This is a genomic window from Vibrio sp. 2033 (assembly GCF_033339735.1).
The window spans coordinates 1-26824 of sequence record NZ_JAWOVC010000004.1; the positions used below are offsets into that span (position 1 = coordinate 1).

Genomic DNA, 26824 nt, shown 5'->3' on the forward strand with positions numbered 1-26824 from the left:
GTTCTTTTAGTTGTTGATTTCATAACACTCTCCAATTTTGGGGGTGGAAAGTGTCAACCTTATTTAGGACGGCACACACAGACAAATAAAAAAGAGCCATCACTCAGTGATGGCTCTTTTTTGTCTTTGTATTATTAGCTAAAGGGCTTGAATCGCTGGGTTCTAGCGGCCCATACCAAACAGAACCGTTTTCACGGTAAGAAGTAATATCTTCACTTCCATCATCCAGTTTTGGTGTTTGATATAATAGACATCGTATTTATGCTTCCAAATAGCGTCTTCTACCGATGCGCCGTAAGGGTATTTTACTTGAGCTAGGCCAGTGACCCCAGGTTTAACGGCGTGACGAAAGCGATAGTAAGGAATGGCTTTTTCCAACTCAGAGATGAACACTTCACGTTCTGGGCGAGGGCCAACCATCGACATCTCTCCCTTTAGTACGTTGATTAACTGAGGGAGCTCATCAATGCGAGTTTTACGAATAAAACAGCCGACTTTCGTTACGCGCGCGTCATTTTTTGTTGCCCATTGCGCTCCGTTCTTTTCTGCATCGTTTCGCATCGAGCGAAACTTAATCACTTCAAACTCTTCATTATACTGTCCGGTACGACGCTGTTTAAAGAATACCGGACCTGGTGATTCAAGTTTAATGAGTAGTGCCGTAATAAGCCCTACTGGAATAGCAACCCATGACAGCATGAAAACAAACAACAGATCGATGAAGCGTTTTTGCCAGCTGTTCTTACGATTAGAAAGGATAGAAAAAGCTTTTTGGTGTAAGAAGTAGCCACTGTGCAAAAGCTCCGTTTCAGTATATCCGAGTGAACGGTCAAAATAGCTCACTAATGGCTCAACCCAAGCACCTAGCTCTGTCGCTGCGACAAGAAACGCTTGCTGTTCAGGATCTAGATGCGAGCTTTTGAAGTGGCAAAGCGTTTTGCACTTGAAGTCTCTAAGAGCATAGTTATTAACCTGAGCGTTAATCTCAGGATGCCTCTTAAGTACTTGAGCAATTTTTGCTTCGTCTTCTTTTGGACAGTAGATATAAAGGCAAGCATTTGATTCACTTGCGGATAACTCGTCCAATGCTGATGTTATGCTGATAGAATTATGCTTAGTTAATTCAGAAGCTTCTCGTTCTTGAAGCGTGTCGCTCATACTGTCTGTCATAGGAATGGAATAAGTTGTTATCGACTAGCCAATTGCTTACAAGTCGGCGATTATAATTTATTTCGTATAGAAATTATATCCCTTAATCCAGAACATGCTCATAACTTTGTTAATTTTCTTGAACCTGAGTCCTTGTCTATGACTTGTTTTTGAATCTTAACGAAATTATATCAATGAATTCGAAAAACTATGTTTGCGATATATTATATTGCCTCGAAATTAAATGATTGTTCATTTCACTATATAACGCAGTTATATCCGAGGGTTATCAGTTGTTGATAAAGCGATCTTTTCGACGCTTGTTCACCATGAATAAGGTGAACTTCTTTCGGAGGAGTAGGAATACCAGAAACAAACTGTATTAAATCGTCCCTATCCGCATGTGCAGAGTAACCTGACATGGTATGTACTTGAGCCTCCACTCTAACGCGCCTTCCTTCAATCAGTATGTTCTCTTCTCCATCCTGAATTCGCCGACCTAACGTCCCTTCTGCTTGATAGCCTGCAAATAGCACATCATTTCTTTTATCTGGCAGCAATGCTTCTAAATAATTGACGACACGTCCACCTTCACACATACCAGAGGCCGCAACCACGATAGCAGCTTCTGTCGTGCTCGCGAGTCGATTGACGAGCTTTAAATGGTCAGTGTGGCTTTCGACGGTAATACATTGATCAAACGCAAGAGGGTGTCGGTGATGCTCGAGCCGCTCTTTCGCTTCAGCTCCCCAAAGCTTTTTAAATTGCCGATAGGTAGTAGTTACCTTTTTAGCCAAAGGAGAATCGAGAATAATAGGCAGAGAATCTTGCAAGGCGTGCTCATGAATAAGCTGTTCTATATCAAACAGTAACTCTTGAGTTCTCCCGACGCTAAAAGCAGGTATAACAATTACGCCACCATCCTGAAGTGCATGCTCAATAATAGAAAGCAATCGCCTACTGCGAGACTCAACATCTTCGTGAACTTTATTGCCGTATGTTGACTCGATAAACAAATAGTCAGCTTTTTCAGGCGATACCGGGTCAGGTAGGAGAGGCGTGTTACGAGGTCCCAAATCCCCTGAGAACACAACAACTTCATTGTTTGATAAATGAAACTCAACATATGCAGACCCTAAAATGTGTCCTGCTGGTTGAAAGCGAAGATAGGTATGTTCTTCTATCTCTATCCATTGGGAGTAAGAGCAAGGGCGAATAAGCGTTCGAATAAAATCGAGCAAGCTGTCCCTTTGATGGCGCCTCATGCCTAACTGGAGCTTTAATCCATCTTCTAACATAAGCGGTACGAGCTCAGCGGTGGCTTCCGTACAGTAGATAGGCCCCTTATAACCTGCAGCCAATAGCCAAGGTAGCCGACCAACATGATCGATATGAGAATGGGTTAGAACAACCGCTTTGAGATCAGAGATAGAAAAGTCGATATTCAAACTCTCCTGCTGAGCATTATCTTGACCTTGTAGCAAACCACAGTCGATCAGCACACTTCCATTTTGTAATACGAGCTCGTGACAAGAGCCAGTAACCGTATTTTTCCCACCGTGGTGCAGTACTTTCATAACGAAACGACGCCTTTTCCTTTGTTAACCCACGCTTACGAGTATTTGCTTTTATATATAGCGACACCTCGCGACGTAAAGACGGCTCAGTCAATCGCGCAATGAACAAGGTAAGCAGAAAGTGGTGAATAAGTGAGCGTATTGTAGGCAAGGATAATGAGAGTAAGAAAACAGCAAAACCGAAAGTTTAGAGAGACTTAGATATTCGTCATAAATTTGACTGTGTAGCATTGCAACCTGTTGTGATGCAATTCATATTATTGCAACTATTTTCACTTAGACTTCTGAGATTAACGCGCTAGCTATACAAACATCAGCTATGCCGGAAGGAGTTTAATAATTAGTAAGCCAACAAAAAAGCGTCACGTTTATGGCGAGTTAAGTGTCAGAAAAAAGACATTTTTTTGCAAGCTTTTTACACGTTCTACTTTTAGTTGCAACGTGTTTACTATACAATTCGTCTCCTGTTTGGAAACGCAACCATTAAACACTACGTCTAAAACTTGCTTCTAGGAGCCAGACCTAGGGGCGGTAGCGTGCCCAAATCATCTGTTAGTCTCTTTCCTAACAGAAGAGAGACCAAGCAAGATAATTTTTAATAATAATAAGCACCTAAGTGCATTTCTGGCAAGATTGATTTATAAAAAACGAGAACTATTACAAATTTATGTAATTCCCTTTTGTCAGAGGGACGCTCAAAGCTAACAAAGTGGCGAGCAAATGTTGGTTAGGCATAGGTTACAATTTAAATCTCCATTTCTCATACCTATCAAAACCAAATACAACGTGTATAGAAGTACATAACTACCAGCCCAAACCGTTAGTTAGTATGCTCAGCTTTGTATTTGGCCTGCCTATAAAAGGCTGAGAACCGATGACCGTCACGAGCTAGTGTCGGTGGAACTCAGTTACTTACATATTCAATATTAGAAATTAGCGTTTGCAATGCGTTACAACCCACGTTAGCTAATGTGGTTTTGTCACGCCAAAAAATCACCTGCTTGTTCTTAGGTTTAGCTTATTCAGATATGAGCTAAAAAGAATCAGCAGTATCGGACCTGTGATGCAATGGAATCCGTAAAAGGAATCAGTCGGATGCGTTATAGATTTACCTCAAACTTATTTAATAACACAGTTGGCTACCATGAATAATGCATATTTATTTGTATTTATTTTGTCGTTCGTTCTACTTTTTATTATGCGCAAAGTTGCTAAGCGCGTAGGTCTAGTAGATAAACCCAATGCAAGAAAGCTCCACCAAGGAGTAGTACCCCTTGTAGGAGGCATCTCCATTTTCTCTACTATACTGGTCGGGTTCCTTCTGTTCCTACCAATGAATGACAACCTATCACTCTACTTATCTTGTTCGGCTGTGCTTATAGTGCTCGGCGCATTAGATGACTACTACGATGTAAGTTTCAAAATTCGTCTTATTATCCAAGCCGGAATATCCCTTGTGATGATTTACATCGGAGGCCACAGCTTACACGATTTAGGCTACTTAATGGGGAGCGAAACCATTGCCCTTAATGAAGTCGCTGGCGCAGTGATCACCGTTATTGCGGTAATAGGCGCAATTAACGCATTTAATATGGTTGATGGCATAGACGGCTTGCTGGGCGGGTTAGCCTCGGTCACCTTTACAGCATTAGGTATTGTGTTTGCCTACAACGGAAACGAATACTTAGCCACGATCTGTTTAATGATCGTGACTGCGATGCTTCCTTACATCTTCCTGAACTTAGGCTTCCCACTTGGTCGTCGCTTTAAAATCTTTATGGGTGATGCTGGCAGTATGTTTATCGGCTTTACAGTGGTCTGGATGCTGATTCGCGGCACGCAAGAACCAGGAGCGGTAGCCTTCAAGCCAGTCACAGCACTGTGGTTAATAGCTTTACCGTTGATGGACATGGCAACCATTATGATCCGTCGTATTCGTAAAGGTCAGTCACCATTCCAACCAGACAGAGAACATCTACACCATATTTGTCAGCGTATTGGGCTTTCTCCAGGTGCAACGTTAATTTTCATCTGTTCGATGGCATCAATTTGTGCTGCTATCGGTTTGTGGGCTGATTTTGTTGGTATTGGTGAATCAATAATGTTTATTGCTTTCTTGATTTTGTTTGCATGCTATTTTTCGGTCATTAGCCATATTTGGCGCATTTCTTCTAGGTTCAATAAGCTATTTCATACTTTAGGACTTCAGTTTACGTCTAAGTAGAAGTTAATAGCCTATTGGGTTATAGAAACCCAAGTAGATAAAATCAAATAATTGCAAGTAGTTAGTAAGGATTTGTAGTCTCAAATTGAATCAAAACTGTTTCAAGCTCATCCGAAGTCTGATATGGAATGTGGAAAGATCTCACGATTTAAGTTTAAGAGTTATATGGATCGCTGGAAAAGCCGCTTCAATAGCACAGGCGGTGATGCGATTTAGCGCAGACCAAAATTAGATAAGAAAAATTCTGGTTACAAATACCAACTTTGTTAAAGCTGATGCGTTCATTGTACGTGTCTCGTGTTGATAAATATAAATCATTATATGTCCCTTATATCTAGGGACATTAAGTTGTCTAGGAAAAAATATGAAATACTTAGTAACAGGCGCTGCTGGATTCATTGGCAGTGCTGTGGTCGAGCGCCTGACAGAAATGGGTCACGATGTCATTGGTATAGATAACATTAACAACTATTACGACGTTAACTTGAAGCACGCTCGGTTAGAGCGAATCGAACACCCTTTATTTAAGTTTATCAAACTGGATATTGCCGACCGTGTGGCCATCCCAGAGCTATTTGCCAACGAGCAATTTGATCGCGTTATCCATTTAGCAGCGCAGGCAGGTGTACGTTACTCTTTGGATAATCCGCTTGCTTATGCCGATAGTAATTTAGTGGGACACCTAAATATTTTAGAAGGGTGTCGCCATAATAAAGTTAAACACCTCGTTTACGCCTCATCAAGCTCGGTTTATGGTCTAAATGAAAAAGTACCTTTCAGCACAGATGATTCAGTTGACCATCCAGTCTCTCTATATGCTGCGACCAAAAAGTCTAACGAGTTAATGGCGCACACCTATTCTCACCTTTACGACATTCCAACTACCGGATTACGTTTCTTTACTGTTTATGGACCATGGGGCCGCCCGGATATGGCCTTGCTCAAGTTCACCCATAAAATCGTAAAAGGCGAAACCATTGATATCTATAACAATGGCGATATGAGTCGAGATTTTACTTATATTGATGACATAGTAGAAGGTATTATTCGTATCCAAAATGTTATACCTGAAAATAACATTGCTTGGACTGTAGAAGACGGTTCGCCTGCAACCAGTTCTGCTCCTTATCGCGTGTACAACATTGGTAACGGTCAGCCGGTGAAACTGATGGATTATATTCAAGCATTAGAAGACACACTAGGAATTGAAGCGAAAAAGAACTTTATGCCGATGCAGCCTGGCGATGTATACCAAACCTTTGCAGATACGAAAGCGCTGTATGAAGCAACTGGATACAAACCTGAAATAGATGTGCGAAAAGGTGTGGCGGAGTTCGTCAAATGGTTTAATCATTTTTATAGAAATCAGTAATAATAAAGTTGTGTTATATAATGAAATTATTAAGGATTGTAGATTTTTTAAAATTGAAATTATCCATAAAACGTGGATTGAAACTAGGAAAAAATTGCAGATTAATGAAGGGAATTAACTTTGGAAGTGAGCCTTTTTTAATCTCAATATCAGATGAAGTGACGGTTTCATTTGATGTTACATTTATTACACATGATGGAGCTACTTGGGTTTTTAGAGATAAAGATTGTTCATTAACTAAGTTTGGCTATATAAAAGTAGAGGAACGTGCATTTATTGGTGCAAAAAGTATATTGTTGCCAGGTGTAACAGTTGGGAAGCGAAGTGTAGTAGCTGCAGGATCTGTTGTCACACGCAGTATACCTCCTGGTGAAGTATGGGGGGGGAATCCAGCACGCTTCATATGTAGCGTGGATGATTATTACGAAAAGACCAAGTTGTTAGAACAAAATAAAAATGCTACCACGTAAAATTATAAATGGAATATTTTCTCTCCAGGCATTGAAGGTATTTGAACTTATCGTTCCACTTCTCACGTTGCCTTTGGTTATTAAATCAATTGGCTTTGAAGATTATGGATATATAGCATTTTCTCAAGTGATCGCACAATATTTGATCATGGTTATTGAGTGGGGATATTCTTCATCTGCAACTAAGTATTTGGCAATTGAAAAAAACATACAGATAAAAAAATATTTCTATCTATGGTCCTCTTTTTTTAAGTTGCTTGCTTTTCTTATATTTACATATCCACTATGTTTTGTTTTGAAAAAAAATGGCGTTGATAATGATGTTATAATTTTCACACTGGCATTTGTTTTATTTTCTTCACTGAACGGAATATGGGTACTACAAGCGGAATATAAGCTTTACTGGCAAGCAATTATAATGGCAATTGGTCGTTTGGTATTTCTTATTTCAGTTGTATTATTTAATGATTCAGTGCACTTTAAATATATATATTTGTTCACCTTATACAGCCCTCAGTTTTTAATGTTTATATTCTCAAATTTACTTATCTTAAAACTTTACGCTTGTGATGTTGAGGTGGTTTTCAGGGATTCATTTCATTTGGTATCAAAAGAATTGAATAAACAACGTTGTGAAGGATGGAGTATATTGTCATACAGATTGATAAGTAGTGCTGCAAATCCATTTTTAGTGCTGATGTTAAATAATTATGTTGGAGGAGCGTCGGGAGTAACGATCCTTAATATCTTACAAAAAATGAATTCAGCTGTTACAGGGGTTATAATGCCGGTAATTCAATCAGCATACCCATATATGGCAGAAAAAAAACATGAAGCATTAGATAAATATTCTAAATTAAAGAAAAAGATTTACATTATCTTAATCTTTCTTTCAGTTTCGGCTTGTTCGGTGCTTATTCTTACATCTGTTTATATTCAAGAATATTTAAATATACCGCAATCAATTAATTTCACACTGTTAGTGTCAATTTTTTGCTTGAATATACCACTATCAACCCTATCGAGTCTTACATCTCATACGATTATACTTGGAAATATGGCTGAGAGAATCAAGTATGCCACAATAACTGGAATGATAGTGTTGATATCTACTTCACTTTTTCTTTCTGAGTATTTGGATTTGCTATTTCTGATTAAAATATACCTATTTTCACAATTTATAATCTATCTGATTCTTTTAAGGATAAAAATCAAATGCTGTCCAGATTGATGAAAATTTTATTGAAAAGGAAAATAAAAAGGTTTAACAGAAGTGCAATAGTGTCTGTTTATGGTTATTTTGAAATAATAAAACCAGAAAACCTTATTTTAAACGGAAGGTTATCAGTAAACGCATTTTGTTATATCAATGCAAGTGAAAAAATCATAATTGGAGATAATGTTTCACTTTCATCAGGATCTAAGTTGATTACAACAACGCTAGATAAAAATAATTTAGAAAGTTATAAACACATCCACTCAGGAATTGAAGTCGGTAATAATGTGCAAATTGGCGCAAACGCTATAGTACTTCCTGGAGTAAAAATTGGCAACAACGTTATTGTTGGTGCGGGGGCAGTAGTTACGAAAAACATTGAAGATAATTGTATTGTTGCAGGTGTGCCGGCAAAAATAATAGAGAGATTATGTACAAAGTAAGTTTGATTATGGCTATATATAAAGAGCCAATATCTTGGGTTATCTCATCACTAAATTCTTTAAAGAACCAAACTTGTCAAGACTTTGAATATATTATAGTTTTGGACAATCCAAAGAGAAAAGAAGAAATTTCTCAATTGATTGATGAACTAGATATAAGTTCAGATCGTCTTGTTTTAATTTGTAATGAGGTCAATTTAGGGTTGACAAAGTCTTTAAACATAGGTTTGAAATGTTGTCGAGGAAAATTCATAGCGAGACTTGATGCTGATGATATCTCAAAAGAAGAACGTTTTGAGAAACAGATTGATTTTATGGAATCCAACCCTAATTTGGTTGTCAGTTATTCATTAGTTACTTATATAAATGAAGTTGGGGACGTATTATTTGATTCATGGTTACCTAAGAGTTCTGGAAAGGTTTTGGATTCTTTGGATAAAATTAATCTTATAGCACATCCATCAGTAATGATGAGAAAAGATTATTTGATAGATAATAATGTAAAATATAATGAAGACTATGTAAGGGCTCAAGACAAGGCTTTATGGAAAGAGCTTGTTAGTAAGGGAGCTGATTTTGGTATGATAAGAGAGCCTTTAATATTCTATAGATTAAATCAACAAAGTGTCAGCACTAAAGACGAGTTCATTTATGAGAGGAGGCTAATTAATAGTGCACTTTTTTGTGGAGAAAACAAATTTGCTAGAAAATACATATTAAGTAATTTTCGCTTAACATTTATTGTATCGTTATTTAAAAGTTTTATCCCCGCTAAAATTCGAATCGCGATCAATGAAGCGAAACTATCATGAATATATATATTATATCTCATGAATTACCACCGATTGGGGGTGGTGCTGGAACAATAGCTAAAACTCTTTACTCAGAAATGTTTTCAATCTCTGATGATAAAAAAAACGTTTACTTGATGACCAATAACAAAGCAGAAATTGAAAACGATATAATAACTAATGTGATAAAAGTAAAAGCTAGTAAATTTAAGCCTATAAAATATTTGTATAAAGTTTTCTTAAATAGAAAGAATGCAGACTTTTTTATATTAAATGATTTAAGGGCACATTTAGCTATGGCTTTTTTTCCGTTTAAAAAATATCAGAGTAAAGCTATATTGATAATACACGGCTCAGAGCCTGAGATGATAATTAGTTCTAAAATTATCTTTGTCAGACAAGCTTTAGTCTACTTGTATAAAAGGTTGATAGCTAATTCTAAGAATGTTGTTTTTGTTAGTGACTATGTCAAAAATAGGTTTTTGAACAAGCTTGAAATAATGCCTGAAAGTAAATTTATAGTTATTAATAATGGAGTTCCGAGTCTAGAGCTTAACTCTAAAACTAACCGTAGTTCTAACGTTATCTCAATACTAAGTGCTAGCCGTATAGTGGAAGGAAAGGGCTACGTAAAAATGTACAAATACTTAAGTGAACTTAGGAAGGATTTAGCTATTCAATGGCATATAGCAGGAGATGGCCCATTTCTTAAGAAGTTTAAAGATATAACGATCAATGATGAGTGGATAACATTCCATGGTAGGCTAAATAGTGGCTCACTACAAAACCTCATGGCTGCGTCTGATTGTTTTATTTTATTATCCGAATTGACAGAGGCACATCCATTATCTTACATGGAAGCCGCTATGGTAGGATGCCCAAGCATTGGCTACTCAAGGTATGGCACTTTAGATTCAATTATATCTGGTAAGACTGGTTATTTTGTTGATTATGAAAGTAGTCATGAAGGCCTACTCTCATCATTAAAAAAATCATTACTATTAGATCGTAACGAAATAGCAAACGTTGCAAGAAGTGAATTTAACATGAAAAATATGATCGACAAGTATCTTAAGCTAGTGGATTAGTCATGAATGAAATATTGGAATATCAAAGCTATTATATATTTTTAAATGCTTTTACATTAGTTTATTTTCTATTTAGAAAGTCTGAAATTAGACTTTATTCTGTATTTGTTCTTTCTTTTTTCCTTTATCACTCTCCTTTCCTTTTTGGTGAATCTATTTGGAAGGTCAGTGGTATTTCCTATGAGATATCATTTTCTGAAGCATCATATCTAATTCTTTGTTTTAATTCAACTTTCTTGTTGTTAATGCTTTTGCTCAGTGATTTATATTATAAGAGTGAACGATCCGTAAGTTACTCCTATGATTTAAGTAAAGCAAATGTCCAATTTTTTTGGATAATGTTGTTTTTTACGTTAATGTTAATACTAACATACTATATTTCTAGTGACTTTGAAGCTTTGAAAGTTTCAACGAAAGTTGTTCCGAAGTCACATGCTTTCAAGTTGGCTGTCCCTGCACTTATTATGGCTACTATTATGTCATTCTGGTATAGAAATAAGCTTTATATTTTTCTCTTGCTCTTATGCCATTTTTCTATTTTTATTGTAGGGAACAGATTACCAATTGTGATATCAATAATAGCTATATCATACCTTTATCTATCTGGAACAAGAGTTCGATTTATAAGTAAGTGGAAGTTTTTATTAGTCTCATTGTTTTTCTTAATGGTAATTATTCATTTTAAAATACTTTACCATGCGTTTGTTCATCAGAAATATGATATGTTAATTGCCGTATTAAATGGTGAGTTCTTAATGTATTCTATTCAGAATGCAGAACCAACGCACGTTAGTGCTGTATATAATGAAGTAGTTACAAATGAATTCAAAATTAGTATAGGTTATTTGTTTCAATTAATATTTGTGTTAATTCCATTTATTCCATCTCTATTTGGTTTTAAGCCAACATCGTTTGCTAGTTTATATAAGGGCTACCTGTTTGGTAATGAGGGTGATTCATTCGCAAGTAACTTTTGGGCTGTTGGTTACTCCTTGTTTGAAGTGTATGGAATATTTATCTCCTTATTTATGGTTGTAGCTCTTGTTTTATATATTGATATGTTACAAAAGCGATTTATATCAACTTCATCTTTAAAGAAGTTGACCCTAGTATTGTCTTTCTCATGTACTCTTGTATTTTACATTCATAGGAATGATTATACCTTTATAATATCATTGTTAAGGTCATTCTTTATTGTTTGGTTCATGGCTTATCTTGTTCATTATATTGTTTTAAAGTTAGGAAGTAAAACTAATTGATGTGTTAGAACAGTGTTCAAAACAGTATTACAAGATATAGTTAAAAAAGCATGCCGGTATTATTTCTTGGTGTGGTTAATAATTTTATTTAAGTTAGGTTGAGAATTAAAATGACAAAAGCAATACTTATTAATGACCTACGTAATGGTGGCGCAGAGAGAGTTGTTGCTAATATCGTTAACAATTCCACTGAAGAAGTTTTACTTATAAAGATTTGGCCCGATGAATTTAATAAAATAAATTCAATTAATAAGCTCAATCTATTAAAAAGAAAAAGGTTTTTACCTCTAGATCTGATAATTGCATTTTTTAGACTGATAGTTTTGATTAGAAAAGAAAAGTTATCAACTATAAATAGCCATTTGTTTTGGGCTAACTACTTAAATGTTTTTGTATCATTGTTTTTAAAGCAAAAAACCATATGTACACATTGTGTGTCATTGGAGTCAAAATTCGAAAAAAATAAAAATTTAAAAGCATTCCATTCGTTCCTTGTGAAAAGGTTATTAAAATATGCTTCATTTCATACTTACAAATCCCTTGATATGAAAAGAGAATATGAAGAAGGCTTATTTCTTACGAATGGAAGTGTTATATATAATCCTTTAGATATTGACAAAGTTAATATTCTTTCTAATGAATACGAAGCTTTTGATTTTAAAAATGACACGATATATGTTTTAGTCGTAGGTAGATTTCACAAGACTAAAAATCAAATAGCAATAATCGAGTCTATTCCTAAGATGCCTGACGGTGTTGTATTTCTGTTTCTAGGTGATGGTGAAGAGTTGGATAAATGCAAAAAAAAATGTGTTGAATTACAAATTGAAAGTAAAGCTTTTTTTCTTGGTCAGATTGAAAATCCATATCCTTTTTACAAGAGGTGCAGATATTACTTGTCTGTTTCTAATTCAGAGGGATTTCCCAACGCTCTTATTGAAGCAATAAGTTTAGACTGTTACCCTATTCATTTAGATTGTAAGACAGGGCCAAGGGAAATATTAAGCTGTCTTTATAGTTCAAATGATTTTGAAAGGTTTGATTTTTGGGAAAAATATAAGCTAGGAATACTTTTGAATAGTGATTCAATTGAGTCTATATCATCCGTAATTGATTATTGTATTTCAAGTGATCCTATTATAGATGCTAAGGATAAGACACGTTTACTAGGAGAGATTACTAATAATATTATAATTAGTAAATACATTGGTGTTATGAATTGAATATGTGGTGTTAATTTTATCAAACAATTTTCTTCTTTTTATTTGTGGTGTTTTAATAAATGTCAATAGTAGCTATAACATCTAATACAAGTTGGTATCTTTATAATTTCCGAAAAAATACAATTATTTCTTTGCTTAACGAAGGATATCAAGTCATTGCTATTGCTCCGCAAGACGAATATTCAAAGAAATTAGAAGGTATAGGTGCGCGTTATATTAATATTAATATTGATCAAGGTGGAACTAATCCTATCAAAGATTTAAAAACACTCTTTTTCTTTTATCGGATTTTTTCAAAAAATAATGTAGATATAGTGCTAAACTTTACTCCTAAGAACAACATATATGGTACTTTAGCTGGGCATTTTGTCGGGGCTAAGTCAGTGAATAATATTGCTGGTTTGGGTATGGTTTTCATTAATGAATCCATTACGGCAAAGTTAGCTCGTTTTCTTTACAAAGTTAGTCAACGCAAAGCCTATAAGATATTCTTCCAAAATGAAGATGATAGGGAGTTATTCTTAAATAACAAACTTGCAGATGTTTCTATTACTGATAGGTTACCAGGCTCAGGTGTAGATTTAACTCGTTTTACTCTCAAGTCTGCTGCTGACGATGGAGTTGTTCGGTTTCTATTAATTGCTCGTATGCTCTATGACAAAGGCATTGGTCATTACATCGATGCTGCGAGAAAACTTAAAGCTAGTTATGGCGACGGTGTTGAGTTTCAACTGCTTGGTTTTGTTGGAGTCAATAATCCATCAGCTGTCACCGAATCTGAAATGCAAGCATGGGTTGATGAAGGCATCGTAAATTATCTTGGCACTTCTGACTGTGTCGAAGAGGAGATTGCGAAGGTAGATTGCATGGTGCTTCCTTCATTCTACCGAGAGGGAGTACCTAAATCGTTACTTGAAGCGGCGGCAATGGGGAAACCCATAGTAACAACTGACAATGTTGGTTGTCGTGAAACGGTTGACGATGGAGTCAATGGTTATTTATGTGCTCCTCGTTCGACAGAGAGTTTAATTGAAAAACTGGATTTGGTGATTAACCTCACTCATCAAGAAAGGTTAACAATGGGACAATTCAGTCGTCAAAAAGTTGAACGAGAGTTTGATGAGCAGTTAGTCATACAAAAATACTTGGACGCAGTGGAAGATTGCTTTCAAAAAGAAAAAACTCAAGCGGAAGGCCTAAGTGCCAGCTAGCAAAACTAAATAAAATAAAGAGTTATGATCAAAAAGATTTCAGTGGATGAAGTAACGATAATTACCCTATCGTTGGCTTTTAGTTGTGGCGTCGCGGCAAACGAATTGCAGACGCTAAATTCTAACCAAAGCTTTAGTGGACTGGTTTTTAACCCTAATGCTCAAGTGAAAGAGTATGGCGACTTTGGTGTATCTTTTGCCCAAGGGCGCCCTTGGCTTGACGAGGTGCAAGGTTTAGATTCTATAAAAGTATCTTTCGGCCTCATTGAAGGGTTAGAGGCTCATGGTAGTATCGTTACTTATGATTATAACTCGAACTGTTTTAAAACAGGCTGTGGCGGTATTCGAGATTTATCACTATCACTGAAGTATCAGGTTCCCAATTTTTGGGGGAATGAGAACTTAGATTTTGCTTTAGGTATGCAAGATGTCGGTGGGGCTGCAACTAAGCTCATGACTAATTTTGCCGTCGCTGATTATACGTTTAAAGCACTTCCCTTAAGGATTTCTGCTGGTTTCGGTCAGTCAGAAGAGCGTTTGATGGGTGTTCTAGATGGCCCTTTTGGTGGCTTTGAATACCAACCTTTTGACTTTGTTCAACTAGTAGGAGAGTACGATTCAGTAGAATTCAACTCTTCTATAAAAGTGTTTACTCCCGATAATTTACTGCCTAATGATATAACCGCCTCATTAAGCTACCAGATTTATTCTGGTCATGAATCGGATGGTTCAAGCGTTTGGAGTGCTGCACTCTCGATGCCATTGATAACGGAATACTCTCGCTCTCGCGATTACGCGAAGAATAATATGACGTTAATGGATCGTTTAGTCGTTGAGCAAAACAAAGCGCAACAAGCGTCAATTTCCTCTTTGGTTAGTGCGTTAAAAAATGAAGGCTTCGTTAATGTTCAAGTGGGCGTATCAAATGGCAAAGTTGTGGTGGCTGTAGAAAACCGCCGCTACAACCATAACCAAGTTGACGGACTAGGTGTCGCTCTGGGTATTGTGTCTAGTCATTTAGGTCAAAATGCGGCGCAAGATATAGGCGCTGCATCGGATCAATTTGAACTTGTGATGCTTGCCAACCAAAAACCAGTGGTCAGCGTTTTGTCTGACGCTAACTGTTACCAAAGTTTTGTCAATGGTAGCGCAGCTTGTGATGACATTCAGTTTATCACGCGCGATTTACCGGAAAGATTAGACATGGTTGATTGGAAAACGGAGCGAGTTAATTCAGGTACTTTAGATTCGCAGATCGTGCTTTCTCCTATGGTAAGGCATGGTTTTGCAACCGAGTACGGTGTGTATGATTACTCTTTTGCTATGTCTAGCAACTTATACACCTACCTATGGTCTGGCGCGGCAATTGATGTTCGTCATATTTTACCTTTAGCAGAAAGTGACGATTTTGAACAAGGTGGGTATTTCGAAGACAGCGCGTACGAGAACGAGATTGATCGTGCAATGGTGCATCAGTTCTTCCGTTTACCATATGTCGATATTGCTAACCAGGTCTCTCTAGGCTTGGTTAAGTCGGATTATATCGGTGCGCGCAGCGAATCAGCTTGGTTCTCTCAGTCGGGCAACCATGAGTTGGGACTAGAGATGAGCTACTTCCAACATCAAGACGAAAAAGACAAAAATGGTTATGCGAATCCAGACCGCCAAACCTTTTTAACTCGTTACACATTCTCTATGCCAGAGTGGGATTGGCAGTTTAACGCAACTGCTGGCGAGTTTTGGAAAGGGGATGTTGGCGCAAAATTCACGACATCACATTGGTTTGAAGACATAGAAGTATCAGCAAGTTATCAGATGACAAAGTTTAATGATACAGACGAAGAGCAGTTTGTCACTGTGTCAGTAAAACTGCCATTAACGCCATGGCGCGATATGTCGCCGGGAGTGATACAAGTTCGTGGTAACGAGGCTTATGATTTCAACGTTACGACTCGAGTTGGCAACGATACAAACTATTTGGCAGCAGGCCAGGGTGATGAACTCGTGATGGATAATAGTATGCTTCGCCGCTACTTTAACCGAGGCCGTTATGGTCAAGAGTACTTTGAGCAGAACAAGCTTCGCATTCGCAATGCTTATTTGCGTTACTTGGGTACTCAATTGAATTAAGTTGTGTTGCTAGTTAGGCTTTTAGTTAATCGCCGCACTCTACCGAGAGTGTCGGTGTTTTGATATGCTAGCGTCAGTTAAATAATAGGAAATAAAAATGAAAATTGCTGTAGCAGGCACGGGCTACGTCGGTTTGTCCAATGCCATGTTATTGTCACAAAACCATGAGGTTGTGGCGGTTGATATTATCCAAGAAAAAGTGGACTTGTTGAATGACAAGAAATCTCCAATTGTTGATGCGGAAATCGAACATTTCCTTGCAAACAAAGAACTCAACTTTATCGCGACGCTAGATAAAGAGCTGGCTTACAAAGACGCGGAGTTTGTTGTTATTGCTACACCAACGGATTATGACCCTCAAACGAACTACTTTAATACTTCTTCAGTTGAAGCAGTGATTAAAGATGTGATGGCAATTAATCCAGATGCAGTTATGGTGATTAAGTCGACTGTACCTGTGGGTTATACTGCGCGCATTAAAGAGGAGCTCGGTTGTCAGAATGTTATGTTCTCTCCAGAGTTTCTTCGTGAAGGTAAAGCTCTTTACGATAACCTACACCCGTCTCGCATTATCGTTGGTGAGCGTAGCGAACGTGCAGAGAAGTTCGCTAATCTTTTAGTTGAAGGTGCGGTAAAAGAAGACATCTCGGTTTTGTTTACTGACTCTACAGAAGCCGAAGCGGTTAAGTTGTTCTCAAACACATACCTAGCGATGCGCGTAGCTTATTTCAATGAGTTAGATTCGTATGCTGAAGCACACAACCTTGATGCTCGCCAAATTATAGAAGGTGTTGGCTTAGACCCTCGTATTGGCAATCACTACAACAACCCGTCATTCGGTTATGGTGGTTACTGCTTACCAAAAGATACAAAGCAATTGTTAGCAAACTACCAAGAAGTTCCTAATAACATCATTGGTGCAATTGTTGATGCAAACCGCACTCGTAAAGATTTTATTGCAGACTCCATTATCAAACGTCAGCCAAAAGTAGTGGGCATTTACCGCTTAATTATGAAAGCTGGTTCAGATAACTTCCGCGCTTCGTCTATTCAAGGCATTATGAAGCGTATTAAAGCGAAAGGTATTGAAGTTGTGGTTTACGAGCCGGTACTGCAGGAAGATGAGTTCTTCCATTCTGCCGTTATCCGCGATATTGAAGAGTTCAAACAAATGTCTGATGTTATTGTTTCTAACCGCATGGTTGAGGAACTAGCTGATGTGGCTGATAAAGTTTACACCCGTGACCTGTTTGGTAGCGATTAATTAGTCTTTATATTCAAAATAATATAACAGGCTCCCTCAGAGGAGCCTTTTTTTAGTTGGTAATGGTTATGATTAAAAAATGTTTATTCCCTGCAGCGGGCTACGGCACACGTTTCCTTCCTGCAACTAAGTCGATGCCGAAAGAAATGATGCCAGTGGTGAACAAGCCATTGATTGAATACGGTGTTGAAGAAGCGATTGAAGCCGGTATGGACGGTATGTGCATCGTCACCGGTCGTGGTAAGCACTCGTTAATGGATCACTTTGATAAAAACTATGAGTTAGAGCATCAAATTAGCGGTACAAGTAAAGAAGCGCTGCTTGATGATATTCGTTCTTTGATTGATTCTGCGAGTTACACTTACATTCGTCAGCGTGAAATGAAAGGCTTAGGTCACGCTATTCTTACGGGACGTGAACTGGTCGGTGATGAACCGTTTGCTGTTGTGCTCGCGGATGACCTATGTGTGAATGAGGACAAAGGCGTTCTAGCGCAAATGGTTGAGCTGTACAAACAGTTCCGCTGTTCAATCGTTGCGGTACAAGAAGTGCCGGAATCAGAAACGCATAAATACGGTGTGATTGCTGGTGAGATGATCAAAGATGATATCTTCCGCATTGATAACATGGTTGAAAAGCCAGAGCCAGGTACTGCACCTAGCAATCTAGCGATTATTGGTCGCTACATTCTGACACCTGATATCTTTGAACTGATTGAAAATACAGAGCCGGGTAAAGGTGGTGAGATTCAAATCACCGATGCGCTGATGCAACAAGCTCAATCTGGTTGTGTTTTGGCATACAAATTTAAAGGTCAGCGCTTTGATTGCGGTAGCGTAGAAGGCTACATTGAAGCCACAAATTACTGCTACGAGAACCTTTATAAGAAAGATTCCAGTGCGGAGCTCGCGAAAAAGCCAACTGTGAAAATTGCTGAGCCAGCGTAAGTTGGAACTTCCTATTAGGTACTCCGACGGTACAACACAAACAAAAAGGGATGCATGATGCATCCCTTTGTTATTTCTACTCTCAGTAAAAACGAGATTAAGCTTTTGCTTTAGCCGCTGCTTTAGCGATTGCTGCGAAGCTTTTCGCGTCTAGAGAAGCACCGCCAACTAGAGCGCCGTCGATGTCTGGTTGTGAGAAGTAAGCTTCAGCGTTTTCTGGCTTAACAGAACCACCGTATTGGATGATTACTTGTGCTGCAACTGCTTCGTCTTTCGCTGCGATTAGTGCGCGGATAGAAGCGTGGATGCGTTGTGCATCTTCAGCTGTTGCTGCTTTACCAGTACCGATAGCCCAGATTGGTTCGTAAGCGATGATTGCGCCGTTTAGAGCTTCAACACCGTAAGTGTCGATAACTGCGTTGATTTGACGTGCACATACTGCTTCAGTTTCGCCAGCTTCGTTTTGCGCTTCAGATTCACCGATACAGAAAACAGGTGTTAGACCGTTTTCTTTTAAGAAGTTGAATTTCTTAGCGATGAACTCGTCAGATTCGTTGTGGTATTCACGACGCTCTGAGTGACCGATGATGATGTGAGTAGCACCGAAATCTTTCAGCATTTCTGGAGACATATCGCCAGTGAACGCACCGCTGTTGTTTAGGTCAGTGTTTTGAGCACCTAGGATGATCTTGTTACCGCCTTCAGCGATTACGCGCTCTGCTAGGTCGATGTAAAGTGCTGGTGGAGCGACTGCTACGTCAACACCTTCAACGCCTTCAAGCTCAGCGTTAAGACCAGTTAGCAGCTCAGTTACCATTGCTTTGCTGCCGTTTAGTTTCCAGTTACCCATCACTACAGGACGACGCATAGGAATATCTCCCTTATCTTTAATGTAAATAGTCAATTAATGTAAAAAATCTACGTAGGAATATAACAGAATAATGTGAACAGATCATGATTGGCGTCATGTCTTGTCCGGCTTTCTTTGTTGATTCGACCAAGCATCGATCCTGTTATTTTTGTCAAAAGCAACCGATTGGTGATCGCGTAGACAGAATGATAGTTCATTCCTCGGAAATTGCTGCTGAGATTGGTATTACTACGCGCTGGAATTAATTGTTGTAGAAAGGAATCAAAATGCCAAATCTCGTTTTAGAGTATTCAAACTCGGTGGAAGAACGCGTCAATGTTCAGGGGTTGCTGGAGGATTTACATAAAACGGCGTTAGAAAGTGGCCTTTTTGAACTCGCGTCAGTGAAATCTAGAACGCTCCGGTGCCACAATTGGTTAATAGGAGAGGAGGGAGATAGCCTCGATTTTATCCATATCAACTTTGATTTGTTATCTGGTCGCTCCCAAGAACAAAAGCGAGAATTGTCACGAGCCTTGATGGCGACACTTCAAGAGCAAGCCAGTCACGTGCACAGTTTAACGGTCAATATCCGAGACATGGATATAGATAGCTTCCAAAAGGTATTGAACTAGGTTGCGCTGAATTGCCCGAGAATAGCGAGGGGTTATTGTTACTAATTCTCAGCCTGGCTCTGCTTGTTATATGGGCGTTGTGGGCACCCAAGCTATCGGTGTCCTTTCCAAACTATATCGACTCGGCTAATCTATAACCTTTCTACTTTGGGGTAAAATTTGATGTCGACTAAAGAGTTACTGTTTTCTTTTCAAGGACGTATAAACCGTAAAACCTACTGGATTTGGAACGTCATTTACTATGTGTCCATTCTAGGCTTTGGTGCCTGTATCAGCCAGCTGCTTCCTACTCTCTCCTATGTGCTTCTTCCTATTTTCTTGGTGGTTCTGTTGATCCCTGATTTGGCGATCACCACCAAGCGTTGGCACGACCGCAACAAATCGATCTATTGGCTAGCACTGAATATTCCGCTGATTATCGGACGAATTGCCACGCCAATGACCAGCCCTGCCGCGCAAGAGCCGTCGACCCCACAGATGTTCGTCGCTTCCATTTCTCTGATTTGTGGTTTATGGATTCTAATTGAATGTGGTTTCTTAAAGGGAACATCAGGACCAAATCAATATGGCCCTGAGCCGGAGTAATTGCTTCAAGTATCGTGCGTGCTGAAAGTAGATTCTTAGTCTCGCTAAGGCTCGATTGAGTGACGAGCTCCTTTGATTTAGAGTCTGTGAAAGCCACTGTCATTCTGAACTGCGAGGGACGAGCGTGATTCAGAATCTATCGTCCGGTTGTGCGGTGGTTTAGGTGAGTGCGAAAGAATAGGTGCTTGTTGTTACGAGATTCTTAGTCTCGCTGTAGCTCGCTAGAATGACGAGCTCTTTTGATTTAGAGGCTCTTAAAGTCATCGTCATTCTGAACAACGAGGAACGAGTGTGATTCAGAATCTATCGTCCGGTTGAGCAGTGGTTAAGCTGAGCGGGAAAGAATAGGAGCTTGCTGTTACTAGATTCTTAGTCTCGCTAAGGCTCGCTAGAATGACGAATTCTTTTGCTTTAGAGACTGTGAAAGCCATCGTCATTCTGAACAGCGAGGAACGAGGTGACTCAGAATCTACGCACAGAGCGCTCCGAGTTTGAAATAAACTGACTGAGCTTGCGAATTACAATGGAAAAGTAACAGCGAATAATGAAGGAGAATGAATCATCGATAAGACACCTTGCGTTTATATCCTAACGTCAAATAACAACGCCGTTCTCTACATAGGTGTTACCAGTCAGCTGCCCCAAAGAATATGGCAACATAAAAATGGAGTAGTGGAAGGATTTACTAAGAAATACAACGTTCATAAGCTCGTTTACTTTGAGTTATTCGACGATATGGCTACGGCTATAAACCGAGAAAAGCAGCTCAAGCAGTGGAAGCGTGAGTGGAAGTTAGCCTTGGTAAGAGAAACGAACCCTAACTTTCTCGATCTATCTACTGAGTATCAGTAAAAGTCATTCCTATCTTTAAACGCATTTAAGCTAACCACATCCGCTTTTTGTGTCGGTGCCGCTTCCCCTTCTAGCGCAGCTTTGAACTTCACGACCTGTTTTTGCAACTCGTTCATCAATACCACATTGGTGTGATGAGGGTTTTTACACGTGCTGATGACTCTATCAATGTGGCTTTGTTGAGCCCACAATCTTTCTTTCATATTTTCTGATGCGCTTTCGATCATCTCTTTCGCCATCTCATGACGAAACTGCTCAAAAGCTTCTGGGTCTCGCTCTGCCATTCGAACCATTTCATCGAATGGAGGAAGCGTTTGGGACGGGATATGACGTAGATTAGACATCGATGCTCTCCAAATCCTTATGGAAATTGCCTTTAGTTACTAAAAGCCTATACCACTAGAAAGAGGAGAGAGGATGAATTCTTCAGCCGTCTCACTTATAAGAGAAGCTTTCAAGCTTGAGATTGAATAAGTGCGGCATGTCGATGTTTGGTTGTGGTGGTTACTGCAGTTGTTGGATGTGGTAAACGCAGCGTCTTTGGCCACTAATGATGTGTTCGGTACGCTCTACTTTGGTGTCACGTCCAAGTAAAGACTGAAAGACACTTAATTCTGATTGGCACAAGCTTGGGCAGCGAGTTGCGGCTTTACAAATCGGACAGTGATTTTCGATCAAGATGAATCCGTTCTCATCTTTCTCGAGCTCTGCCATATAGCCTTCTTGCTCTCTTAATGTGACAAGTGTTTCTAGTTTGCTTTGCAGAGAGTCGCATTGCTCAAGATGCTGACGATAACTTTGTAACGTGAGTTTTTCCCTTTCTGATGTGACTTTTTCCAGTCCATCTTTGCCAAAGATATGTTCGACAGCTTCTATAAACTGAATGGTCAACTCACCGTGACGGTCAGTAAATTGCTCATGACCTTTTTGAGTGAGAGACCAATGACGAGCAGGGCGACCAACTTTTACTTTTACGTCATGGATAGAAAGAATGCCATCATCTTCTAAACTTTGCAGGTGCTGACGAGCCCCCATGGTTGTCATCCCTAGCTCAGAAGAGAGTTGTTTTGCAGTGACGGAGCCATCACGCTTAACGATTTGCAATATCCTATCTACGGTCTTCATATACCCACCATTTATACGTCAGTACATATTATGCGCGATAGGGTTAGTAAAGAAAAGTGTTGACTTAATTTGAGTGTGGATTTATAGGGGGCTATGTTCATATGAGCCAATATATGTCGTCATTCTGAACGGCGAGGAATAAGGTGATTCAGAACCTATCGTCCGATTGTGCAGCGGTTAAGGTGAGCAGAAAGAATAGGAGTCTGCTGTTACCAGATTCTTAGTCTCGCTGGAGTTCGCTAGAATGACGAGTTCTTTTGATTTAGAGCTTATTAAAGTCTCCGTCATTCTGAACAACGAGGAACGAGTGTGATTCAGAATCTATTGCCCGGCTGTGTAGTGGTTAAGGCGAGCAGGAAGAATAGGGGGTTGCTGTTACCAGATTCTTAGTCTCGCTGGAGCTCGCTAGAATGACGAGTTTTTTCGATTTAGAGCTTGCTATGGTAGCCGTCATTCTGAACAGCGAGGAACGAGGTGATTCAGAATCTATCGTCCGGTTGAGCAGTGGTTAAGATGACCAGCAAAGAATAGGAGCCTGCTGTTACCAGATTCTTAGTCTCGCTGGCGCTCGCTAGAATGACGAGTTCTTTTGATTTAGAGCTTATTAAAGTCACCGTCATTCTGAACAACGAGGAACGAATGTGATTCAGAATCTACTGTCCGGCTGTGTAGTGGCTAAGACGAGCAGGAAGAATAGGAGTTTGCTGTTACCAGATTCTTAGTCTCGCTGGTGCTCGCTAGAATGACGAGTTCTTTTGATTTAGAGCTAATTAAAGTCACCGTCATTCTGAACAACGAGGAACGAGTGTGATTCAGAATCTATTGCCCGTTGTGCGGAAAGAAAGGCTCAAACTCAGATTGAGCGAGAGCCTCGAGAAATGCTTAAAGAATAATATCACGCACTTCTGGATCTTTACGATCTAGGTAGTGAGTCGACTTAATGCGACGAATAGTACGGCATCGACCACGCACGAGCAGCGTTTCTGTGGTTGCGATATTCCCTTGGCGAGAGATGCCTTCTAGCAAGTCACCTTTAGTAATGCCTGTAGCTGAAAATACCACATTGTCGCTACGAGCCATGTCTTCCATTTTGAGGACAACATTCGCTTTTACGCCCATTTCATCGCAGCGTTTTAGTTCATCTGCGCCGTAAATGTGGTTTTCTTCAGTATCGCCTTTTACCTCATGACGAGGAAGCAGGCGACCGTGCATGTCACCATCTAGCGCTCGAATTACCGCTGCTGATACAACCCCTTCTGGCGCACCGCCAATACAGTACATCATGTCCACTTCACTGTCTGGCATACAAGTTAGAATAGAGGCAGCGACGTCACCATCAGGCACCGCAAAGACACGTACGCCCATTGCTTGCATTTCTACAATAACGTCATCGTGGCGAGGTTTCGCAAGGGTAATAACGACTAGGGTATCAAGTGACTTGTTCAGGGCTTTTGCTACGTTCTCTAGGTTTTCTTTTAACGGCTTCTCTAAGTCAATTACGCCTTTTGCACCAGGACCAACAACCAGTTTTTCCATGTACATATCTGGCGCTTTAAGAAAGCTGCCTTTCTCACCTGCGGCAAGTACGGCTAGTGCGTTCGATTGTCCCATTGCCGTCATACGCGTTCCTTCAATCGGGTCGACAGCGATATCCACTTCATCACCACCAATACCAACTTGCTCTCCAATGTACAGCATTGGCGCATCATCGATTTCACCCTCACCAATGACAATTTCACCACTGATATCTGTTTTGTTCAGTAGCGTGCGCATAACTTCAACAGCTGCGCCATCGGCTGCGTTTTTATCGCCACGGCCAAGCCATTTGTAACCAGCCAGAGCTGCACCTTCAGTCACACGGGAAAATGCCATTGCTAAATCGCGTTTCATGATGTCTCCAAGTAAGCAAGAGGGAAGAAGAATTTGCGCGGCGATTCTATCACAAGGTCGAGTAAACGTTTGCCTTTTTGCGAGGCTTTTACTTTATCTAACTTGAATTTGATCAATACTTAGGGCGATTTTCAGAGTAGCGGGACGCAAAATCCTTGCTCAAAAATGCTTCGGCGACAAGAAAAGTCAGCGTTTAGTGAGATTGCGCTGATTTTTTGACCGAATGATGCAAAATATCGAATATAGTGAGTGTTTCTCATCGCGACGCTGAGTAGAATGAACCTTATATAGGTTAGGTGTGCATCAATCTCGCACATCGTCCCAACGGAATAACATAGGTAGGCCAAGATGTCTTTTGAAGTACTAGAACAACTAGAATCTAAAATTCAAACTGCAGTTGACACAATCACTCTTCTTCAGATGGAAGTCGAAGAGCTGAAAGAAGATAAAGCTAAACTTGCGGAAGAAGCTAACGAGCTTCGCTCTCAACGTGAAGAGCTAGAGCAAAAAGCACAACAAGCACAGCAAGAGCACGCACAATGGCAAGAGCGCATTCGTGCACTACTTGGCAAAATGGACGAAGTGGAATAATTCGGCTTCTTCATTCCAAATTAAAAACACCCGCGTTAAGCGGGTGTTTGTGTTTTAGGGAAGTAGAAAATGTTAAGACAAGGCTAGGCGCTGATAGCTAAGAGAAGACCCTATAACTTAGACACCTAAGACTCGCTATGCTTCTTCATCCAACTCTAAATCAATATTCAATGGTTCAGGCGACAGGATAATTCCGGTGCTATCAGCATAAATGTAATCTTCTGGAAGGAAGCTAACGCCGCCAAAGTTGACTGGTACATCCAATTCGCCAATACCCTGACTGGTCGCTCCAACAGGAATAGAAGCGAGGGCTTGAATGCCTAAGTTCATATCTTCAAGTTCATCTACTTCACGAACACAGCCGTAAACGACAATGCCTTCCCACTCGTTTTCTTCCGCAATGGTTGCGATTTCTGCATCGATAAGGGCTTTACGTAGGGAACCGCCACCGTCAATTAACAAAACGCGACCAAGTCCATCTTGCTCTAATGTCTCGCGGATCAACGAATTATCTTCAAAACACTTGATGGTGGTGATTTGCCCGGCAAATGAAGCGCGACCGCCAAAGTTACTGAACATTGGTTCAACCACATCTACCTGATCGAGGTAGATATCACAGAGTGCTGAGGTATTGTATTCCATAGCGTACCTTTCTAAACAGAAATTGGTTGTCTTTGAGTATATCTAGGCATTAAGTCAATGCAATGACAATCCTTTTTTAACTTACTAGAGTTTGAGCTACCACAATTGTTGCAAACAAAACGTTGGTGACTAGAGAGCATTTCACGATGACTGGCATCATTGGTGCTATTTGAGCGGGCTTTTGTGTATACCAAACTGCTTTACCATGATCGGCCACGAAATAAATACTAAGTAAAAATGGCAAGCTAATCCAAACGGGTTTGTCTTGAATTAACAAGTAAGCTGCAAAGGCAAGGATAGCTCCGCCAAGTAAAATAAAGTGGTAATGTTTGGCTTTACGTTGACCTAAGCGTACCGCCACCGTGCGTTTACCACACTCTCGGTCGTTCTCTATATCACGCATATTGTTGATATTGAGGACTGCAACGGCGAGTAAACCGCAGCCTAAAGCAGGTAAGAATAGCGTGGTGTCTACGTGACCAGTATGCAAGAAGTAGGTACCGGATACGCCTAGTAGACCAAAAAACAAGAACACTGATATATCGCCAAGCCCCACGTAACCGTATGGTTTGCTACCCATGGTATAAGCAATGGCTGCGAGAATGGCCAAAATTCCCAGCCCGATAAAAGTAACAATGCTTTCCAGTGAACTTAGTGAATAGAAAACTAACACCAAGCCTGAGATTGCGGTCAGAACGATGTTAAAGATAATCGCTTGTTTCATCTGTTTAGCACTTACCGCGCCAGACTGCATCGCTCGTAATGGACCGAGGCGTTTGTCGTTATCTGTACCTTGAACGGCATCGCCATAGTCGTTTGCCAGGTTGGACAGAATTTGCAGCAATGTCGCGGTTACGAAAGCCATGATGGCAATCGTCAGTGAGAAATGACCCACCGAGTAGGCGAGCACGCTACCTGTTAAGATAGAGACCAATGCCAGAGGTAATGTTTTTGGACGAGCGGCTTCAAGCCAGATCTGTAGAGATTGTTTCATGGAAATTTCGTGCTAGTAACCAATGTGCCCAGTATAAGCACAAAGAGGCAGATACGCTATTGACCTAAAACAACTCAGCTAGAAGTCAAAGGGTTATTCAGAATCTATCGTCCGATTGTGCAGTGGTGAAGGTAAGTTGGAAAGAAAGGCGTTTGCTGTTAGCAGATTCTTAGTCTCGCTTGAGCTCGCTAGAATGACCAGGTCTTTTGATTTAGGTGTTGTCAAAGTCACCGTCATTCTTAACAACGAGTGTGATTCAAAATCGATCATCCGATTATGCGGTGGTGAAGGTGAGT

At 39.8% G+C, this 26824-nt stretch carries 25 protein-coding genes; 17 read left to right on the top strand and 8 right to left on the bottom strand.

Features of this window, described 5'->3' with window-relative positions:
- Window positions 1–162: 162 nt before the first annotated feature.
- Complete coding sequence (locus R7P74_RS07510) at window positions 163–1170, bottom strand: sugar transferase (protein ID WP_318122783.1); 1008 nt, start codon at window positions 1168–1170, stop codon at window positions 163–165.
- Between the two features lie 239 nt (window positions 1171–1409).
- Complete coding sequence (locus R7P74_RS07515; RefSeq protein ID WP_318122784.1) at window positions 1410–2726, bottom strand: MBL fold metallo-hydrolase; 1317 nt, start codon at window positions 2724–2726, stop codon at window positions 1410–1412.
- 1144 nt (window positions 2727–3870) lie between these two features.
- Here R7P74_RS07515 and wecA point away from each other — a divergent pair.
- The 13 genes from wecA (at window position 3871) to galU (ending at window position 18364) form a co-directional block, all read left to right on the top strand.
- Entirely contained in the window at window positions 3871–4950 is a 1080-nt protein-coding gene (wecA, locus tag R7P74_RS07520) for a UDP-N-acetylglucosamine--undecaprenyl-phosphate N-acetylglucosaminephosphotransferase (RefSeq protein WP_318122785.1), read from the top strand.
- Window positions 4951–5314: 364 nt separating this feature from the next.
- Window positions 5315–6322, top strand: a complete 1008-nt coding sequence (locus R7P74_RS07525) for an NAD-dependent epimerase (protein ID WP_170902434.1) — start codon at window positions 5315–5317, stop codon at window positions 6320–6322.
- A gap of 20 nt (window positions 6323–6342) precedes the next feature.
- Window positions 6343–6792 carry an acyltransferase gene (locus tag R7P74_RS07530; RefSeq protein ID WP_170902433.1) on the top strand — a complete coding sequence of 150 codons (450 nt, stop codon included), beginning with the start codon at window positions 6343–6345 and terminating at the stop codon, window positions 6790–6792.
- Window positions 6779–8023: an oligosaccharide flippase family protein gene (locus R7P74_RS07535; RefSeq protein WP_318122786.1), complete on the top strand. Its 1245-nt coding sequence runs from the start codon at window positions 6779–6781 to the stop codon at window positions 8021–8023. Before R7P74_RS07530 ends, R7P74_RS07535 begins: the two co-directional genes overlap by 14 nt.
- Complete coding sequence (locus tag R7P74_RS07540) at window positions 8023–8451, top strand: acyltransferase (RefSeq protein WP_258458316.1); 429 nt, start codon at window positions 8023–8025, stop codon at window positions 8449–8451. The genes R7P74_RS07535 and R7P74_RS07540 overlap by 1 nt, the downstream gene beginning before the upstream one ends.
- Window positions 8439–9263, top strand: a complete 825-nt coding sequence (locus R7P74_RS07545; RefSeq protein WP_170902430.1) for a glycosyltransferase — start codon at window positions 8439–8441, stop codon at window positions 9261–9263. Before R7P74_RS07540 ends, R7P74_RS07545 begins: the two co-directional genes overlap by 13 nt.
- The gene (locus R7P74_RS07550; protein WP_258458315.1) at window positions 9260–10330 is read left to right on the top strand and encodes a glycosyltransferase family 4 protein; all 1071 of its coding nucleotides are present in this window, start codon (window positions 9260–9262) and stop codon (window positions 10328–10330) included. Before R7P74_RS07545 ends, R7P74_RS07550 begins: the two co-directional genes overlap by 4 nt.
- 2 nt (window positions 10331–10332) lie before the next feature.
- Window positions 10333–11589: a hypothetical protein gene (locus R7P74_RS07555; RefSeq protein ID WP_318122787.1), complete on the top strand. Its 1257-nt coding sequence runs from the start codon at window positions 10333–10335 to the stop codon at window positions 11587–11589.
- 110 nt (window positions 11590–11699) lie between these two features.
- Entirely contained in the window at window positions 11700–12812 is a 1113-nt protein-coding gene (locus R7P74_RS07560) for a glycosyltransferase (protein ID WP_318122788.1), read from the top strand.
- Window positions 12813–12871: 59 nt separating this feature from the next.
- Window positions 12872–14023, top strand: coding sequence for a glycosyltransferase family 4 protein (locus R7P74_RS07565; protein ID WP_258458312.1), 1152 nt, complete (start codon window positions 12872–12874; stop codon window positions 14021–14023).
- A gap of 24 nt (window positions 14024–14047) precedes the next feature.
- Window positions 14048–16153, top strand: coding sequence for a YjbH domain-containing protein (locus R7P74_RS07570; RefSeq protein WP_318122789.1), 2106 nt, complete (start codon window positions 14048–14050; stop codon window positions 16151–16153).
- 97 nt (window positions 16154–16250) lie between these two features.
- Complete coding sequence (locus R7P74_RS07575) at window positions 16251–17417, top strand: nucleotide sugar dehydrogenase (protein ID WP_025604212.1); 1167 nt, start codon at window positions 16251–16253, stop codon at window positions 17415–17417.
- 68 nt (window positions 17418–17485) lie between these two features.
- Window positions 17486–18364, top strand: a complete 879-nt coding sequence (galU, locus tag R7P74_RS07580) for a UTP--glucose-1-phosphate uridylyltransferase GalU (RefSeq protein ID WP_005397961.1) — start codon at window positions 17486–17488, stop codon at window positions 18362–18364.
- A gap of 97 nt (window positions 18365–18461) precedes the next feature.
- On the opposite strand, the gene tpiA is transcribed toward galU, so the two are convergent.
- Window positions 18462–19232 (bottom strand): triose-phosphate isomerase, encoded by a 771-nt coding sequence (gene tpiA, locus R7P74_RS07585; protein WP_005384863.1) that lies wholly within the window; start codon window positions 19230–19232, stop codon window positions 18462–18464.
- A gap of 269 nt (window positions 19233–19501) precedes the next feature.
- Here tpiA and R7P74_RS07590 point away from each other — a divergent pair, with 269 nt between their 5' ends.
- From R7P74_RS07590 to R7P74_RS07600, 3 genes are all read left to right on the top strand, one after another.
- On the top strand, window positions 19502–19849 hold the full coding sequence (locus tag R7P74_RS07590) for a 5-carboxymethyl-2-hydroxymuconate Delta-isomerase (RefSeq protein ID WP_054866030.1): 348 nt from the start codon (window positions 19502–19504) through the stop codon (window positions 19847–19849).
- 162 nt (window positions 19850–20011) lie between these two features.
- On the top strand, window positions 20012–20434 hold the full coding sequence (locus R7P74_RS07595; RefSeq protein ID WP_318122790.1) for a DUF805 domain-containing protein: 423 nt from the start codon (window positions 20012–20014) through the stop codon (window positions 20432–20434).
- 585 nt (window positions 20435–21019) lie between these two features.
- Entirely contained in the window at window positions 21020–21286 is a 267-nt protein-coding gene (locus tag R7P74_RS07600; RefSeq protein ID WP_372051706.1) for a GIY-YIG nuclease family protein, read from the top strand.
- Here R7P74_RS07600 and R7P74_RS07605 read toward each other — a convergent pair.
- The 3 genes from R7P74_RS07605 to glpX all read right to left on the bottom strand — a co-directional run bounded on the left by R7P74_RS07605 (window position 21280) and on the right by glpX (window position 24301).
- Entirely contained in the window at window positions 21280–21630 is a 351-nt protein-coding gene (locus tag R7P74_RS07605) for a DUF3135 domain-containing protein (protein WP_054866032.1), read from the bottom strand. The two genes, R7P74_RS07600 and R7P74_RS07605, sit on opposite strands and share 7 nt — an antisense overlap.
- 160 nt (window positions 21631–21790) lie before the next feature.
- A complete protein-coding gene (locus R7P74_RS07610; protein WP_318122791.1) occupies window positions 21791–22411 on the bottom strand; it encodes a helix-turn-helix transcriptional regulator in 621 nt (206 codons plus the stop codon).
- 882 nt (window positions 22412–23293) lie between these two features.
- Window positions 23294–24301 (bottom strand): class II fructose-bisphosphatase, encoded by a 1008-nt coding sequence (glpX, locus tag R7P74_RS07615; protein WP_262635645.1) that lies wholly within the window; start codon window positions 24299–24301, stop codon window positions 23294–23296.
- A 348-nt stretch (window positions 24302–24649) separates the two neighbouring features.
- Between glpX and zapB the strand changes: the two genes are divergently transcribed.
- Window positions 24650–24892, top strand: a complete 243-nt coding sequence (gene zapB, locus R7P74_RS07620; protein WP_005379536.1) for a cell division protein ZapB — start codon at window positions 24650–24652, stop codon at window positions 24890–24892.
- Between the two features lie 135 nt (window positions 24893–25027).
- Here zapB and rraA read toward each other — a convergent pair whose 3' ends face one another.
- Entirely contained in the window at window positions 25028–25534 is a 507-nt protein-coding gene (gene rraA / locus R7P74_RS07625) for a ribonuclease E activity regulator RraA (RefSeq protein WP_005379537.1), read from the bottom strand.
- A 76-nt stretch (window positions 25535–25610) separates the two neighbouring features.
- The gene (locus tag R7P74_RS07630) at window positions 25611–26528 is read right to left on the bottom strand and encodes a 1,4-dihydroxy-2-naphthoate polyprenyltransferase (protein WP_262634206.1); all 918 of its coding nucleotides are present in this window, start codon (window positions 26526–26528) and stop codon (window positions 25611–25613) included.
- Between the last annotated feature and the right edge of the window lie 296 nt (window positions 26529–26824).